Annotated in this window: 11 protein-coding genes and 1 pseudogene; 9 read left to right on the forward strand and 3 right to left on the reverse strand. The window is 69.4% G+C overall.

Features of this window, described 5'->3' with window-relative positions:
* Positions 1 to 39: 39 nt before the first annotated feature.
* On the reverse strand, positions 40 to 768 hold the full coding sequence (locus tag ACZ56V_RS35115; protein ID WP_468947643.1) for a DUF2306 domain-containing protein: 729 nt from the start codon (positions 766 to 768) through the stop codon (positions 40 to 42).
* Between the two features lie 172 nt (positions 769 to 940).
* On the opposite strand from ACZ56V_RS35115, the gene ACZ56V_RS35120 reads away from it, so the two are divergent.
* The gene (locus ACZ56V_RS35120; protein ID WP_468947645.1) at positions 941 to 1702 is read left to right on the forward strand and encodes a TetR/AcrR family transcriptional regulator; all 762 of its coding nucleotides are present in this window, start codon (positions 941 to 943) and stop codon (positions 1700 to 1702) included.
* 126 nt (positions 1703 to 1828) lie between these two features.
* Here ACZ56V_RS35120 and ACZ56V_RS35125 read toward each other — a convergent pair whose 3' ends face one another.
* Positions 1829 to 2488: a response regulator transcription factor gene (locus ACZ56V_RS35125; RefSeq protein ID WP_468947647.1), complete on the reverse strand. Its 660-nt coding sequence runs from the start codon at positions 2486 to 2488 to the stop codon at positions 1829 to 1831.
* A 326-nt stretch (positions 2489 to 2814) separates the two neighbouring features.
* On the opposite strand from ACZ56V_RS35125, the gene ACZ56V_RS35130 reads away from it, so the two are divergent.
* The 3 genes from ACZ56V_RS35130 to ACZ56V_RS35140 all read left to right on the forward strand — a co-directional run bounded on the left by ACZ56V_RS35130 (position 2815) and on the right by ACZ56V_RS35140 (position 5815).
* Positions 2815 to 3162: a hypothetical protein gene (locus ACZ56V_RS35130; RefSeq protein WP_468947649.1), complete on the forward strand. Its 348-nt coding sequence runs from the start codon at positions 2815 to 2817 to the stop codon at positions 3160 to 3162.
* Positions 3163 to 3319: 157 nt separating this feature from the next.
* Positions 3320 to 4612: an iron uptake transporter deferrochelatase/peroxidase subunit gene (gene efeB, locus ACZ56V_RS35135; RefSeq protein WP_468947651.1), complete on the forward strand. Its 1293-nt coding sequence runs from the start codon at positions 3320 to 3322 to the stop codon at positions 4610 to 4612.
* A gap of 630 nt (positions 4613 to 5242) precedes the next feature.
* Positions 5243 to 5815 carry an endonuclease domain-containing protein gene (locus tag ACZ56V_RS35140; protein WP_468947653.1) on the forward strand — a complete coding sequence of 191 codons (573 nt, stop codon included), beginning with the start codon at positions 5243 to 5245 and terminating at the stop codon, positions 5813 to 5815.
* A gap of 1290 nt (positions 5816 to 7105) precedes the next feature.
* Here the strand turns inward: ACZ56V_RS35140 and ACZ56V_RS35145 are convergent.
* Entirely contained in the window at positions 7106 to 7561 is a 456-nt protein-coding gene (locus ACZ56V_RS35145; protein ID WP_468947655.1) for a hypothetical protein, read from the reverse strand.
* A 321-nt stretch (positions 7562 to 7882) separates the two neighbouring features.
* Here ACZ56V_RS35145 and ACZ56V_RS35150 point away from each other — a divergent pair.
* From ACZ56V_RS35150 to eccCa, 5 genes and pseudogenes are all read left to right on the forward strand, one after another.
* Positions 7883 to 8026 (forward strand): annotated as a pseudogene (locus ACZ56V_RS35150) (IS630 family transposase); the annotation flags it as partial.
* A 1264-nt stretch (positions 8027 to 9290) separates the two neighbouring features.
* Positions 9291 to 11291 (forward strand): BTAD domain-containing putative transcriptional regulator, encoded by a 2001-nt coding sequence (locus tag ACZ56V_RS35155; RefSeq protein WP_468947657.1) that lies wholly within the window; start codon positions 9291 to 9293, stop codon positions 11289 to 11291.
* 51 nt (positions 11292 to 11342) lie between these two features.
* Positions 11343 to 12158 carry an SDR family NAD(P)-dependent oxidoreductase gene (locus tag ACZ56V_RS35160; RefSeq protein ID WP_468947659.1) on the forward strand — a complete coding sequence of 272 codons (816 nt, stop codon included), beginning with the start codon at positions 11343 to 11345 and terminating at the stop codon, positions 12156 to 12158.
* 105 nt (positions 12159 to 12263) lie between these two features.
* Positions 12264 to 12689 (forward strand): YbaB/EbfC family nucleoid-associated protein, encoded by a 426-nt coding sequence (locus tag ACZ56V_RS35165; RefSeq protein ID WP_468947661.1) that lies wholly within the window; start codon positions 12264 to 12266, stop codon positions 12687 to 12689.
* Between the two features lie 207 nt (positions 12690 to 12896).
* Positions 12897 to 16916: a type VII secretion protein EccCa gene (eccCa, locus tag ACZ56V_RS35170; RefSeq protein ID WP_468947663.1), complete on the forward strand. Its 4020-nt coding sequence runs from the start codon at positions 12897 to 12899 to the stop codon at positions 16914 to 16916.
* Positions 16917 to 17003 lie beyond the last annotated feature (87 nt).

Below are 17003 nucleotides of genomic sequence, written 5' to 3' on the forward strand. Positions count from 1 at the left end.
CCGGCACCGCCTGCTGTCCTGGAGGGTCTTGGAAGCCCGTCACACCGTCGCGGGCTCTGCCTTCTCGTCCGTCGTGGCCGTCCGCTCCTGGACACCCGTGGGGCGTCGGCGGCTGCGAGCGAGGGGCTTGAGGGTGCGCTGGACAATGAACCATTCGGCGACGCCCGCGCTGACGAGGATCGATCCCCAGACGGAGGTGGTGTACACGTCCTCGAAGGACAACCAGTCGTACTGCGACCGGAGCGCGAGTCCGATCAGGAGGAACACGCGGAGCAGCACCGCCGCGAAGGAGAGCGCGTAGTTCCGGATCATCCAGATGCGGTGGAGCTGGACCTGGCCCTTCCTGATCGACCGGTAGGCCTGGACCATGGAGTAGAGCCAAGCTGCCGTGAGCAGGTAGAAGGCGACCTGTGCGGGGAATCCGTCGATGGAGAACGTCGCCGCGAAGAGGGCCGCCATGGACGCGATGACGATGCTGACCATGTACACGCGTCCGAGGACCCGGTGCATCTTGCGGTACTTGTTCCGCCATGCGGGGACGAACTGAATCGGCCCGAGCGCCAGCAGCAGACCCGCGGGCAGGGCGTGGATGCCGAGAACCAGGTAGTGGATCGCCAGATCCGGGTTGAGCGGAATCTTGCTCTGCGACTCGTTGCCGGTCAGGTAGACCGGGACGCTGTAGGCAGTGGTGCCGACCGCCAGTACGGCGAGCACCCACCAGCCGTATCTCGGCGATCGGCGGGTCGGCGCGACTCTAGCTGTGGACATGGGACTCCCGGATGGGCCTGGCAAGGGGATCTGGAGCGGCTGTTCGCCACGACTCACGGTAGACGCGAGTCCAAGGGATTTGGCAGTGCTCGTTTTACTTAACACCGTCAGCTGAAACTGGCGATCTTCACCGTCCTTGTCGGCATGAGGGAACCGTCGTACGGTCAGGATCATGAGCGGAGACGAACCAACCGGCGCCCCACTGTCCCTGCGTGAACGGCGATGGGCCGTCGCCGTCAAGGAGATCCTGGCCGCCTCAGAAAGCCAGATCGCCGAGAACGGGCCCGCCGCCCTGTCGCTGAGGGCGGTCGCCCGGAGTCTCGGAATGACCGTGCAGGCCCTCTACCACTACTTCCCGAGCCGGGACGATCTCATCACCGCCCTCGTCGCCAAGACTTACGAGGACCTGGCCGACGCCGTCCAGCACGCGGTCGACACGGCACCGCAGAACACCGAGGACTCCGACGTGCCCCGCATGGTGATCGCGGCCGAAAGATACCGACAATGGGCCGTCGACCATCCGGAGCGGTTCCAGCTCATCTACGGAGCGCCCCTGCGGCACTACGCGGCACCCGTGGAGGGTTCAAGCACCCAGGCCGTCCGCCGGATGAGCGGAATCTTCACGAATGAACTGTTCAGAGGCTTCACCACAGAGCAACTCGCCGCCGCCGACACTCCCGCCCTCTCACCCGGGCTGCGACGGCACCTGGAGGAGTTCCTGTCGCCGGACGCCCTCGGCGGGATGCCGTCTCCCGCGGTTCCCCTCCTGCTGAGCGCGTGGGGCCAGATGCACGGCCTGGTCGTACTGGAGGTGTTCGGACACACCTCGTTCATCGGCCCCCACCAGGCCGAGCTGTTCCACATGTCGATGCGGGCCATGATCCACGACGTCCGCCGCCGGATTCCGGCCGCCGGGACGGCCACCGCGACGTGACAACTCGGTGTCCCCGCCCCCGGAACGCTTCGGACGCGTCGAGTCGCTCCGGCAGGCCGGGCCCGTGCACGACGAGGACGACGCCGTGCATCACACCAGCGGAGCGAGGCCACGGCGGAGCGCCCGTCATATGTGGCCCGCCTGTATCGCGTAGGCGGTGGCGTGTTCCCGATTGCGCAGGCCCCAACGGTTCATGACGCCACGCAGTGACCTTCCAACCGCCCATTCGGAACACGACAGACGGTCTGCGATTTCTTTGTTGCTCAGGCCGTCGGCGATGTGGCGCAGCACACTCAGCTCTCGCGGCGAGGGACAGCTCGCGGACAGTGCGGACTCAGGGCCGGCCGTCCGGCCTACCGACACCACAAGAGCCAGCAGCCGACCGACCAGGTCCTCGGAGAGGTCACCGTGGCCTTCAGCCGCGGCGGACACCGCCCGGGCCAGCCGGTCCGGAGTGACATCACGGCTCCGCAAGATGACACGGACACCTGCCCCCATCACATCGAGGAAGTCCGCCTCCCTGAGATCGCGTGCCACGAGAACGACACGGCCCGCTTCGACCTGCGCGCACGCACTCAACCGGGCCTTCACGGCGGCGTCGGCGGCGTCGACCGAGAACACCGCGACCGTGTCACGCCGAGAGTCCGCCTCACCGACCACCTCGACAGCGGGATGCGAAGCCAGGCAGTGCTCCATCCCCGCACGCAGCACGGGGTCATCGGCGTGGATCACTACCGGCACACGGTCGGGCGCCGACGAGGGCAAGCTGGGCACAGGGTGCGTCATGGTGACTCCATCCGGAGAGGCAACTGTGTTGTTCGGGGGCGCGGCGCAGCGTCCGCCCCCAGGTGATACGAAGTCGCCTGCCACGCTGTTGAAGGCCAAGCCGCTCGCAGGAGAACTCCCGCTCCGCGCCCGCCTCGATGAACACAGCACGCCGCCATTCCCGTGACCGTGTAAGCCGACCGGGCGGGGTGACGGCAACGCCCAACATTCCCGAGCGTATGCATCGTGGTGGTGCCAAGTCGTTGTGTTGTAGCGGCCCTTGGCACTCTCAGAGTACTGCTCCGGCGTCTTCTCACTGCCGAGAAGCCAGCGTTCGCCCGGGGCGGATGCGCCGATGGCGACCTGCCGTCGGACGGGGTCGGCGGGACTTCGGGAATGCTGGCGGCCGTGCACCCGCACTGTGCCGCCGCCCTGCTCGGCGGCACCGCCCACCGGTCCACCACCTGGCGCCGGGCAAGTACACCGTCTCCGACCTGAAGGATATCCAGCAGCAGTTCCTCCTCGCCGAGGACACCGAGATCCAGGGGTACGGGGACATCTACGGAAGCACAGACACCGACGAGGGCAGCATCGAGTGCACCGAGGCCGAACCGGAGACGGCCGCCACGAAGGGCTTCACCGCGGGGGTGGTCGTCGAGAACGGCATCGCGACCGGCATCACCGACGACCACTGAGCAGCACCGGGCGTGGTGCGGCACGCCCCCTGTTCCCCGTTGCTTCAACACTCCCTGGCCGACGGGCGTATCCCGCAATGAACGTCATCTCATGCGCACCCGGCTGTCCGTCGTCGCCAGGCGGGCCGCAAGGCACGCAGATTGGTTGGCCCGCGCCATGTCTGAACAGCCCCCGTCCGTGAGCCCCGAGAGCAGTTCCCGGCGCCCGTCCCTACCGGTCCGTGTGAAGGGCGGGTCGGGTGTGTCACGCCGCCAGCTGCTCGGCACGGCCGGCGCCACAGGAATGCTGCTCGGAGCCGCGGGTGGGGTGTCGGGACACGCCGCGGCCGCTCCCGGGGGCGCCACGCCGCTCACCTCGCTCGGCTCCGGCCGGTCACCCTTCCACGGCACGCACCAGTCCGGCATCACCAGTGAACTCCAGTTACGCGGTCATCTCGTCGCCTTCGACCTGACGGCCGGTGCCGGCCGCAAGGAGGCCGCCGCCCTGATGCGCCGGTGGTCGGCGACGGCCGCGCGGCTCATGGCGGGCGGACCGATCGATGACGGGGACACCGACGTGGCCCGGGACACGGGCCCTTGCTCACTGACGGTCACCTTCGGCTTCGGCCACTCCTTCTTCGACCGGACGGGCCTGCGGAGTCAGCGGCCCCCCACGCTGGACCCGCTGGCCGGCTTCTCCTCCGACCGGCTCGACAAGGCCCGCAGCGACGGCGACCTGTGGGTCCAGATCGGCGCAAACGACGCGCTGGTCGCTTTCAACGCGATGCGCGCACTCCAGCGGAAGGCGGGTTCAGCCGCCCGGGTTCGCTGGCAGATGAGCGGATTCAACCGTTCCCCGAACGCCACGGCCCACCCCGTGACGGCCCGCAACCTGATGGGCCAGATCGGCGGCACCCACAACCCGCGCCCGGGCGAGGAGAACTTCGACAAGAGCGTCTTCGTCCCCGCCGACGGGAAGCCGGCCTGGATGGCGAACGGCTCCTACGTCTTCGTACGCCGCATCCGCATACTGCTCGACGACTGGGAGAAGCTGTCGCGAGGGGACCAGGAGAAGGTCATCGGGCGGCGCAAGCCCGACGCGGCGCCCCTGAGCGGAGGTACCGAGGCCATCGCAATGGAGCTGGAGAAGACCGACGCCGACGGAAATCTCGTCGTCCCCGTCAACGCCCACACCCGGGTCAGCCGGCCCGACAACAACCAGGGCGTGACCATCCTGCGCCGTCTGTTCTCTTACCACGACGGCTACGACCGGGACGGTGCGCCGGACGCGGGCACGCTGTTCGTCTGCTGGCACGCAGACCCGTTGCGCGGCTTCGCAGCGGTGCAGCGGCATCTCGACCGGGGCGACGCGCTGTCACAGTACGTCCGGCACGAGGCGAGCGGCCTGTACGCGGTACCGGGTGGGGCTGCGGACGGCGAGTACGTGGGCCAGCGGCTGCTGGAGAGCTGAACACGGCTCCCCACGCCGCCTCATGCGTACAAGACGCAGTGGGACGGAGAAGGTTCCGGTACCGCCGCCTCGCGGGCCGGACACGCCGGCGCCCAAGGGGGGTACGGCGGTCGTCACGGGGTGCCCAGCCATGCAAGGTGCCGGGTCAGGGCTGGGTCGGTGGCCGCCAGTGAGCCTCCGCCAACTTGAAGTTGCTGTTCAACAGGCTGGTGTGAATGGCGCTCGGAGTGCTCATACTGGTCGCGGGCAGAAGTCCTCGAAGAGGAGCAGGCGTCAGCCCTAGGCACTCGCCCCTAGCCAGGCGGCTCTCCCGGCACCAGACCCAGGCACTGGCTGTCGGTCCGCTTGTGCCGGTCGTTAGTCTTTCGGTATGGCCGAGCGTGTTGCCCCGGGCAGGGCAGATCATCTGGTCACTCTGGCCGCCGCCGACAGTGTGTGGGCCAGGCTGACGGCCGGTAGCGCGGTGCCGACGACTTCCGCGGTATCACCTGCTTTCCTCCTGATGTCCGGCCGGGGCGGTATCTCTTGCTCGGCACGTGTGTGGTGGAGCTGGTGAGGACGGAGGACGGCTGGTGGAGAGTTCCGGAAGCTGAGGTGCACCGGGCGGCGGCGGCATGGAACGCGGTGGAGATGGACGCACTGGATCTGGTGCGTGTCGGTCCGTTCCGTGGCGTGCCGGAGCAGGAGCGCGTGGGTGGAACGCTGCATGGTTGGCGTCGGGGCATCAGCGGGGAACTACAAGAGGCGGATTATCCCGGACGGCAGGCCGGTCATGAGCCCGGACCGTGGTCTCATCTGGCGGGGGTCGACTGGCGGCGGTTGTTGGTGCAGCGATTGCGTGACGGGGTGGAGCCGTCGTGGTGGCTTCCGCGTGCCGTGGTCAGGCTGCTGGACACGGCCGAGCACTCCGAAGCCGAGTGGCTGCACACCACGTTGGCCGGCAAGGCGGACATAGCTGTCACTGAACAGCACCGCCGGGATCCCCAGGCCACCGGCAGCCAGTCCACGACGGGCGTGAACGCTCCAGTTATCCCGCGGCGCCTCTATATGGGGGAGTTGCGAGGTCAGTTGTACTCGGTGCTGAGCCGTAAGCCGGGTATGTCCCGCCAGGTGGCCGGGTGGGTGTGCGCCGTCTGCAGTACGGCGCCGGCTGCTGTGCTGGATCACTGCCATGAACACGGCTACGTCCGCGCCCCGGTCTGACCGTCCTGCAACACGCTGGAGCGCCCGGACTACCTGTACGACAACGACATCCGCGTCGCCAGCCGCTACAGGCGCCTCTTCGACACCGACGCGGCCGGCTGGCTGCGCCACTGGCACCACTGTCCGGGCTGCCGCACCCGCACCACCCTGCCTCTGCCTCACCTCGCCGCATGGACCGCCCACACAGCCACCCGCACCCTGCGCCCCACCCACCTCGGGTCCCGCGGACACAAGCCCTGCGGAAATCCTGCGCGTCTCGTGGACGGGCAGCCAGAACACACCCCGCTCCTGCCTGCTCACCGTCTCCGTCGACTTCTGCCCCTCTGGTGAGCACAGCATGCTGGCACGGGTGCCCTACCGGGAGGCCGTCAAGCGGTTCGGCACCTGGCTGGATAAGACCGCGCCTGATGCACGTAGCCCATGACCTGCTTGCGGTCGGCATGGTGAAAGCCGCGATCGCGACGCTGCTCAGGAAGGACGCGACGCCCTGACCGCGCAGGGCCGGTGCGAGGCACAGACCCCCGAACTCCCATCACGCGACCGCGTCGAGTTCCTTGCCCTCCGGCTTGACGTAGCAGAGTCCCGCGATCTCTCCGCGACGCTCGACGGCGACCATCTGGTTCCTCGACGATCTGTTGGAACGCCGACGGCACCAGGGGCAGCAGGCAATCGCCGAGGTTGGCTCGGCGTCATGCGTAGCGAGCCGTCCCCCTCGATGCCGACGACCTTCGGCGCGGACGGGCCCACACCGAGGGCCAGGCCGGTGGCCACCGTTTCCACCCGTACACGGCCCCTCGGTACGTCGACCGGGCACTCGAGGTCGCCTGTCGCGCTTCCCTCGATCACGGTTGGACGGCGATGAGCCTGGTGATGGCCGGCGTGCCACACGGTGCCGTGGCCGAGGGCACACACGTCCAGGACATGGACGAGGCCGGTGAGATCGAGCCGGAGCGGTTCGCGCAGCGCTGTTTTGGCAGCACCATGCGGTTCGACGCCGTGCGCGTCAGCGCGAAGCACTCGTGGCGCCCGTCGACGACGTCAAATCGCCCGATCTCGCTGGTCTGGTACAAGGTCTTCGAGACCAGGGCCCCCGGCATCGTCCGACGCCGACATCAGCGTTGTCCAGCCGTTCGGCTAGAGGGAACTGACGGTCCGTACATGCGAGAACGGCGCGCAGAAGGAGTGCCTGGGCTGCGAACTGGAGGAGCGAGCCGGTGGTGAGGTAGATCCAGATCAGGATCGCGAACGCGGTCAGCGCCGAGGCAGCGACCGAGACGAGATGCCCCGCCGTCACCGCGAGGAAGCGGCGCACGGAGGGCCGGGGCTCGTCGGGTGCGTCCGGTGCATCGGCGTGCGAGACGTCGAGCAGCTGCCATCCGTCCCCGCCGGTCGGCTCACCGGCGGGGACTGCCCGATGGGTGGTGTCACGATCTCGGCGAGCTCCGCGGCGCGATGCCTCTGGAAGAAGTGCTCCACCTCTTCGAGCAGTACCAAGGCCCTGGTGTCACTGCGGAAGTGCCACTCGCGGAAGCGTTGCCGGTAGTACTCGGACGCCAGGTCGTGTTGCCCCGCCACGCTGGCGACCGGCGCTCGCAGCCGCTGCACGGGGTTCTTGAGAGTTCGCGTGAAGTACTCCTCCGCCGCTTCGGTGTTGCGGACGATGCGCCGTGCCTGGACGGGACCGAGATCGCTCATGCCGAGCCCCAGCGCGGTCAACCCGTCGACGTAGGAGCGGTCGCTGCGCAACGCGTCCGGATCGCGGCGCTGCCGTGGCGCGGCACGACCATTGCGTCCGGCCCTTCACTCCCGGCACCACGCCGCGGTTCGAGCCCACGCAGCGGATCGGCGCCCCGGATACGGAACTGCCGGTCGTCGCATGCACCTTGTCCGGTTCTGGTGGGAAGACGTGGGCCGCGACGACGTCGGCCGCGACGACAACTTCTTTGACCGGGGGCACGTCGTTCGCTCTCGCCACGGCGCACGCCCTGGTCGGTGCCCGTACTGGAGCGAAGACGTCGCTGGTGTCGCTGATGGAGACCTCTACGACGTCGCCCGGGGCAGGTCACCGGGCATCGGCTGTTCTACCGGCCACGCCGGGACGACGGCCGCGACGGCAGCGAGAGCCTTTCCTGGCGCGACTACCGTGACCTGCTGATCTCCGCCCACCAGCAGCTCGGCGGCCCGATCGTGCTCATCTGCGACAACCTGAATCGTGGAGGTGACAGACCTTGCGCGATGGCGGCCCTTGGCACACCCTGACCACCGCTCCACCGCCGTAGCACTGCCGAGGAGCCGGCCGTCACCCGGGCCGGATATGCCGATGGTGCCCGCTTCTGAACAGGGCTCGATGGTCATTCGGGGGCGCCTGTCACCGACAAGAGAGCGACAATCCCTCCCCCTTACGATCATCAGGACGGCCCAGTCGATCTCCGGTACAGGGGACGCTGATCGTCAAACCGCTCGGCTTGTGCCTCCCCCGTCGCAGGCCGGCGGTCCGGCTGCGCCCCCAAGCCACATCAGGGGCGCAGCCGGAAGAGCCTGGACCCTCCCCCCGATTGTGGCATCTTCGCGTTCTCGGACCGCCGAGTCGCTGTCGCGAGAGCCGTCTCGGAGGAAGCGCCCACCTGCTGGTGGTCCCGTCCGAGGGTCTGAGACGCGAGACGGAGACGGAACACACCGTATGCCCACGCGGCTGCGCCGGAAACGGTCTTCGCCCGGCGCTACCGCCCTCCCCAGCAGGAAGTGGTAGCGCAGGCTGTACCTGCGGTTGACCCGTCGGCTTCATGGCGGCCGGCGGACCGCGTTCCTATGTTTGTGATCGCGCCGATCGATTCGGTGGCATCCGCCAAGTCGGAGGAGGGCGTCAGGCCATGGCGATCACGGCAAGGTGCCGGCTGCGGAACCGCGAGAGCACCGTCCGGGGGCTCGCACCGCGGACCGCGGGCGACTCCACGCTCCAGCCGCCCGACGGGCGTGCGTTCAACGCATCCCGGCAGTGTTGCGTAGACCTTGCGTGAGCAGTCTTCCGTCCGAGGGACCGACGCCGCCCGGGGCACCGGCCGGCCAGTGGCATACCGTGCCGGGCACGGCCGGGCCAGGCACGATCGGCGTCGCCCGCGCGGAGTCCACCGAGCCGCGGGCGCGGGACATCGTTGTCGGCCACCGGTGGGCAGCCACCGTACGGACAGCGCTGCTCTGCTTACCGCTTCCGCCTTCCCACAGTCGCTACAGGGGTCTTGATGACGCACCATTTGTCGTCCCGGGGGTCGGATCCCGGACACGACGCCCACCCGGTCCACCCGGTCCACCCGGTCCACCCGGTCCACCCGGTCCGACCGGTCCGACCAGTCTGCTCGGGCCCGAGGCGTGGCCTGAGGCCGTGTCGCATCTGCCTGCCGGGACCGGCCGCCCCCTGCACGGGGCGAGTCACCGAGGGACGGAACAACCTCCGAGCCAGGCCCTGGAGGCATCACCGGTGAACTCGCAACACGACCATACGTTGTGGTTCGGCGTGCTGGGGCCTGTCGTGGTCCGGAGCGGCCGGGACTCGCTCGACCTGGGCCCGCGCCAACGCCGACTGCTGCTCACTCGCCTCCTCATCGAGGACGGGCGGCCCGTCTCCCTCACAGAGCTCTGCCACTCCCTCTGGGGAGACGAGCAGCCCACAGCCGCCGCGTCCTCCATCCGCGCCCACATCAGCCGGCTGCGTTCGACCCTGGACCCGGACCGCAAGGGCAAATCGTCCGTGCTGGTCAGCAGAGCTTCCGGCTACGCACTGACCGCGCCCCCCGAAGCACGGGACACCACAATCTTCGAGGCGCACGTCGTCCGGGCACGATCGGCGCTCGCACGAGAACAACTGCCGCTCGCCCGAACTGAGATAGACATGGCCCTTGCCCTGTGGCGAGGCCCTGCTCTCGGTGAGGCCGCCGAGTGCCCCTTCGCCCTGCGGGAAAGCGCACGTCTCAACGCGGCCCGCCAGGACGCCAGAGAGCTTCTGGCAGCGATCCTCATCGGGCAGGGCGACCTGCTGCCCGCCGTGAGCGTCGCCGAGCAGCTCACGCTCGGCGCCCCACTGCGCGAGGCCTCCTGGTCCCTGCTTATGCGTGCCCTCTACGCTGCCGGAAGGCCGGTGGAGGCACTGCGCCAATACGACCGCTTTCGCACCATGCTGGCCCGGGAACTGGGCCTCGACCCGAGCCCCGGCCTGCGCGACCTGCACATCGCCATCCTGCGACACGACACCGCCGCCCTCGGGCTCCCCCGGTCGTCACGGACGCCCACGGCACTGTCCGGCGCCCCTCCAGTGGCCAGGGCACCGCTTGTGGGCCGGTCGCAGGAGACGGCGCGGTTCCATGCCCTGATGGGTGACGCGGCGGCCGGGCAGTCCCGGTGGGCCGTGGTCTCGGGTGAGCCCGGTTCGGGCAAGACCCGCCTGCTGGACGAGTTCGCCGCCCAAGCCGCCGAGGCCGGATTCGCCGTCACCCGGGCGCGCGGGGGGCACACCCTGGGCCACGGCGGCACTGTGCCCCTGCAGTCCACGGTCACCCAGCTCGCCGACGGGCTGCGCCGGTCCGACGCGGACGCACCGGCCGCGCTCGACGAGGACAGCCTCACCACTCTCGTCCGGCAGATCGCACGCGTGCCCACCCTCTGTGTGGTCGACGACCTGGACTGGGCAACCTCCGACGTCCACGACCAGTTGCGCCGGCTCGCCCGGCTGCTGCGGGGCGTACCGGTGATCGTGGTGTGCGCTCTGCGCGACACCCAGTCCCCAGCGGTCAGCGGCCTGCTCGCGGAACTGGCCCGTCTGGGCACGACCTGGCTACGGCTGAACGCGCTCAGCACCAGCGACGTGGCCGACATCCTCGCGGCACGCGGCGAGAGCGCTTCCCTCACCGAGAGCGAGGAACTGCACCGGCGCAGCGAGGGCAATCCGTTCGTCCTCGGCGAGCTGCTGAAGCTGCCACCTCCACAGCGCACCGGGTCGTGCGCTGTGGTACCGGACGCGGTCCGCAGCGTCGTCCAGGCACGGCTGGCCGAACTGCCCGCACCGGCCCGAACGATGTTGACGTACGCCGCCGCCGACGGGGGACGGCTGGACGTCGCTCTGCTCGCAGGCGTACAGCGCCTGACACAAGACCAGATACTGCGTCAGGTCGACGACTCGGCCTCCCGAAGGCTCGTCGTCTGGGACACGGACCCCGCGGCCCCTACCGAAGGCCACTACCGTTTGCCCGGCCTGGTCCACGACGTGCTGCTCGACGCGCTGGCCACCTCGTCCAGGCACTTACTCCATTCCGCGATCGCCCGTGAGCTGATCAACCGGAAGGACACCGACCCGGCTCGCCTGGCCGGCCATCTGCGCGCGGCCGGCCCGATGGCCCCGCCCCCCGGTCCCACAGGGCGGACACGGCCCGGCCCTCAGCGCCGCCCCACCTCTCGCAGCACCGACGAAGCCCGCGCGATCGGATGATCCGGGACGTCGGCCCCGCGCCATCCGAAACCGAAACCGAAGGACTGGAACGTGTCCAAAACCATTGTCATCACCGGTGCCAGCAACGGAATCGGTTTGGCCGCCGCCCGTCAACTGGTGCGCGACGGCCATCAGGTGGTCATGGTCGGACGATCACCGCACAAGACCCGCGAGGTGGCAGAGGAGTTGAATACGGAGCACTTCACGGCGGACTTCGCCCGCTTGGAGGAGGTCCGCGCCCTTGCCACGAAACTCGCCGCGCGTCACCCCCGGATCGACGTGCTGATGAACAACGCGGGGGCGATTCTCGGCGAGCGCACCGTCACGGACGACGGGTTCGAGGAGTCTTTCCAGGTCAACTATCTCGCACACTTCCTCCTGACCACGCTCCTCATCGACCCCCTGCTCACCGGCGGTGCCTCGATCATCCAGACAGCGAGCAACGCGGCCCGGCTCTCCTCACGGGTTGAACTGGACGACCTCAACAACTCCCGCCGGTACTCACCGGTGCGAGCCTACGGCAACGCCAAGATGGAGCTCATCCTCTTCACCCAAGAACTCCATCGCAGGTATCACTCCCGAGGGCTGTCCGCTGTGGCCTTCCACCCGGGGGGTGTGGCCTCGGGCTTCGCCCGGAGCAGCCGGAGCCCGGTGGGCGCTCTGTTCCGGTCGCCGATCCCTAGGCTCCTCTTCCAGCCACCCGCCAAGGCGGCCAGGCAGATGCTGTGGCTGGCCACGTCCGAGCCCGGCCGGAACTGGGTATCCGGCGGCTACTACGAGAAGAGGCGCCTGCGGGCGGCCAACGCCCCCTCCGTCGCCCCTGAGCTGTGGGCCCGCAGCGCCGAACTGCTGGGCCTCGCACCATAAGCCGTCACGGTCGGCGCAGCATCCGGATCCCGCGCCGCGTCCGTCCGGATGCCCGCACCTTCACATCGGCGTTCAACACCTTCCGACCTCTCCAAGGAGCACGACATGCCCGAGCCGGAATCCGTCGATTTTACCTCAGTGGCTGCCCACGCCCGGCAGATGCAGGACCGACTCTCCGAGGTGCAGGCCGGGATGGCGGCCCTGGAGGCCGTGGGGCACGGTGGCGGCGGTCTGGTGACCGCCACGGTCTCCGGTGAAGGCCGCCTGGTGGCGCTGCGCATAGATCCGACGGTGATCGACCCCGCCGACCCCGAAACCCTGACAGACATGATTATCGCCGCGGTCGACGGCGCCCATCTGGCGGTGGCCAAGGGACGGTTGGAGCAAATGACGGATGTCACCGACAGTATCGGCGGAATCGTCGACCAGTTGCACAGGAGCACGTCGGACGCCGGGCCGGGCGTGACCCCGGTCTTCCCCTCCCGGCGTGAGAGGCCCTCCGCCGCTCGGCCCCCGCGCCGTCAGCAGTAGGCGGCGTGGGTTGGGGGCCGGAGCAGTCGGCCGGCCCCGATTCCGCCACGTCGGCGGCGTCCCCTATCAGGGACCTGCTCCGCGCGCGAACGGGGGCTACCCGGTGTGCCCGCGACGACCTAGCGTGTGGACGAGGAGTCGGTGTTCGCCTCGTCCGTCACCGCCGCACCCGCCATGGCAGTATGCCGCGATCGACGAAGAGCATTGATGTCTCGCATCGTTTTCCACCGCCCTGCCCGGATCCTGCCGCCTCAGCTCCCCACGGAGCCGGTCGTGCTGGCAGCGCCGCCCCAGCCGGTCGGAAAGGATCCGACCAACTGGCTCGTCATGATGATGCCTCTGCTGTCGAGCATCAGTATGGCCGCCTACCTGATGTCCGGCGGGCGGCGGACACTCATCCTTCTCGGCATCCTCTTCGTCGTGATGTCGATAGGTGTGACCTTCGGCATCCGGATGCAGATGCGCCGCAGCAACCGCACCCAGCGGCTGCGGGCGCGCGAACGCTACCTGACGCACCTCTCCGAGATCCGGGCCACGGCCCGCCAGGTGGCCGAGAACCAACGGGCCGCCGCCGCCTTCGCCTACCCCTCGCCCTACCGGCTGTGGTCCATCGCCGCGCAACGCCGCCGGGTGTGGGAACGCCGTGTCGGAGACCCCGACTTCCTCAGTGTGTGCGTGGGCGTGGGTACGGCCTCGCTGTCCAGCCCGATCCGGCTGGCGACCCGCAACGACCCGACGGTGGAGTACGACCCGGATGCCAAGGCCGCGGCCGACCGGTTGATGAAGTCGATGTCCACCGTGGGCAGTCAACCGGCGGTGGTGGATCTGGCCCGGGCCGGTGTGGTCACCGTGCTCGGCCCGTCGGACGTGGCCCGCGGTGTCACCCGGGCGATGGTCTGTCAGGTCGGCGTACTGCACGCTCCCGACGACGTGGGCCTGGCGGTTGTCAGCGGCGGCGGAGCCTGGGAGTGGGCCAAGTGGCTGCCGCACACCCACGAGCCTGACGCAACCGGCCCGGCCGGCGTGGTGCCACTGGTCGCGAAGGACTTCGACGGTATCGCCGACCACCTGCGCACGGTGCTGGACCGGGTGGTGGAGCAGTCCGTCAGCCGTCGAGGCCCGCTGGACCGGGATGCTCCAGACCCGCGCCGCCGGCTCGTGGTGGTGATCGACGGCTACGACCCGAGGGCGGACTGGGCTCGTTCGCCACTGCTGACCGAACTGTTCGAGGTGGCCGGACCCCGCAGTGCCGTCACCGTGGTCTGTGTGATCGAGCGGGAGAACAACGAACCAACCCGCGCGGACGTGCGGATCCGCGTCACCGGTAGCGGCTCTCTCACCGTCGAGGGACGGCAGGCCGTCCCGGGCGGCGCGTCGGAACACCAGGTCACCAACGTGCTGGCGGAGTGCCCCGAACCACTGCTGTGCGAGGCCACGGCACGGGAACTGGCCCCCCTGCGCCTGTCCGTCGAGGGCGAGGAGATACTCGCCCAGGTCATGTCGCTGCCGCGCATGCTGGGCATCGGCGACCTCGACACCTTCGATCCGGAACAGCTGTGGGCCGCTGCGGACGACGCGGACACGCTACGCATCCCCATCGGTTTCGACGCGGACGGGCAGCCGTTGCTTCTGGACGTCAAGGAAGCCGCTCAGGGAGGCATGGGCCCGCACGGACTGGTCGTCGGTGCCACCGGTTCTGGCAAGAGCGAACTGCTGCGCACCCTGGTCACGGGGCTTGCCGCGACCCATTCCCCCGAGCAACTCAGCTTTGTTTTGGTGGACTTCAAGGGAGGGGCCACCTTCGCCGGCCTCACCGAGCTCCCGCACGTGGCCGGAATGATCACTAACCTGATCGGTGATCTGGCCCTCGTGGACCGGGTGCGCGACGCGCTCGAGGGCGAGCAGCAGCGACGGCAGCGCGCCCTCCGTGACGCGGGCGACATCGACAACGTTCGCGAGTACCAGCTGCGTCGCGCGGCCGGGCAGAAGGGGGCGGACGGCCTCCCGCTGCCACCCCTGCCCTATCTGCTCGTCATCGTCGACGAGTTCGGTGAGCTTCTGTCCAGCCGACCCGAGTTCATCGAGCTGTTCGTACAGATCGGCCGGGTCGGCCGCAGCCTGGGCATGCATCTGCTGCTGGCCACCCAGCGGCTGGAGGAGGGCAAGCTCCGCGGCCTCGACGCGAACCTGTCCTACCGCATCTGCCTGCGCACGTTCTCCGCGGCCGAGTCCCGGGTGGTCATCGGCACTCCGGACGCCTACAAACTGCCGCCGATCCCCGGTTCGGCGTACCTGAAGGTGACAGACGCGGTGTACGAGCGCTTCCGGGTGGCGCACGTGTCGGGCCCCCACCAGTCGTCCGCGGAACTCGCTCCGGACGGTGCGGCTGCCATCGCCCCCGTGCCCTTCGGCCTGCGGGTTGCGCCCGACCTGGACGCGGGCCCGCGCGAGGAACCCGAGCCGGAACGCCCAAGCCCACTTCTCTCGGGCCCCTCCGAGATGCGGATCATCGCCGACCGTCTGGCCACCCTCACCCAGACGGTGCACCAGGTGTGGCTGCCGCCGCTGCCCGCCGCACTCCCGTTGGACGATCTGACCGGTCCCGTGGCCGACCAGCCCGGACGTGGTCTCACGGCCGAGTGGTGGCCCTACATCGGGCAACTTCGGTTCCCGATCGGTGTGGTGGACATCCCGCTCCAGCAGCTTCAGCAGCCCCTGGTGCCGGACTTCGTCCAAGCCGGGCACCTGCTGGTGGTCGGGACGCCGCAGTCGGGCAAGAGCACCATGCTGCGCACCCTGTTGCTCTCCGCGATGCTCACTCACACACCGGACGAGGCGCAGTTCGCATGTCTGGACTTCGGCGGCGGCACGCTGGCCTCGTTCGAGCGCGGGCCGCACGTCAGCGGCGTGGCGGGACGGCACGACCTCGCACAGGCGCGGCGCATCCTGGCCGAGACCCGGCAGCTCATCGCGGAACGCGAGTTCGCCTTCAGGCACCACGGCATCGACTCGGTGACCGAGTTCCGCAAGCGACGCGCCGACGGCGGGCTGCCCGACGGGCTGCGGTCAGCCGACCTGTTCCTGCTGATCGACAACTGGGGAGCGACGCGCGGTGAGATGGAGGACATCGACGCCGAGGTCCTGGACATCGCCAACCGTGGCCTGGGTGTGGGTGTGCACCTGGTGCTGACCGCCAACCGCTGGGGCGACGTGCGAATGACGCTCCGGGACAGCATCTCCGGGCGGCTGGAGCTGCGGCTCAACGACCCCTCGGAATCCGAGGTGAACCGTGCGGCGGCGCGAGCACTGGGCGAGCTGCCGCCCGGCCGCGGTCTGGCCCCGCCCGGAGCCGTCTATCATGTGGCGCTTCCGCGACTGGACGGGCTGGCCGACGTGGATGGACTGGCCGACGCGCAGGCCGAGGCGCTCGACAAACTCGTCGGCGCCTGGCAAGGGCAGGCCGCCCCACCGATTCGGATGCTCCCCGAACGGCTGACCGTGGCCGAACTGGACACGTCCGGGACGCACACGCCCTCCGGCGTTCCGGTCGGCGTTGCCGAGCACGACCTGCGTCCGGTGTACGTCGACCTCACCGAGAGCGATCCGCACTTCCTGGTGTACGGCGACTCGGGATCGGGGAAGACCGAGTTCCTGCGCACCTGGATGACAGGACTGATGGCCCAGCGGTCGGCCTTCGAGATACGGTTCGTGGTCGTCGACTACCGCCGCTCGCTGCTGGGTGTGGTGCCGGACGACTACCTCGGTGCCTACGCCGGCGCCGCGGCTGCCGCGGCGGACTACGCCCGGGCCCTGGCGGACAAACTGGCCGAGCGCATGCCGCCCCCCGATGTAACGGTGCAGCAGCTCAAGGAGCGCAGTTGGTGGCAGGGGCCCGAACTCATCCTGGTCGTGGACGACTTCGACCTGGTGTCGAGTGCCCGGCCTTCGCCCTTGGCACCGCTGGTCGAGTACCTGCCGCAGGCCAGGGAACTTGGATTCCATGTGGTGGCGGCCCGCAGGGTGGCCGGGCTGCAGCGGGGCCAGATGTCGGAGACCATGCTGAACCGGGTCCGTGAGATGGGCACGGACGGGCTGGTGCTCTCCGGGGACCGTCGCGAGGGCGTGGTGCTCGGTGACGTGCGCGCGCGTCGGCTCCCGCCCGGCCGCGGCGTACTGGTACGCCGCAACGCCCCGAACGCGCTGGTCCAGCTCGCCCTCGACCGGTGACGCCGCAGCCCGGTCCTCCGGCCCCGGGGGAGTGCGCCGGTCCCTCCACGGTCGACGGGGGGACCGGCGGCCAACTGCTGTCTGCCC

Source organism: Streptomyces sp. NPDC034099 (assembly GCF_055575415.1).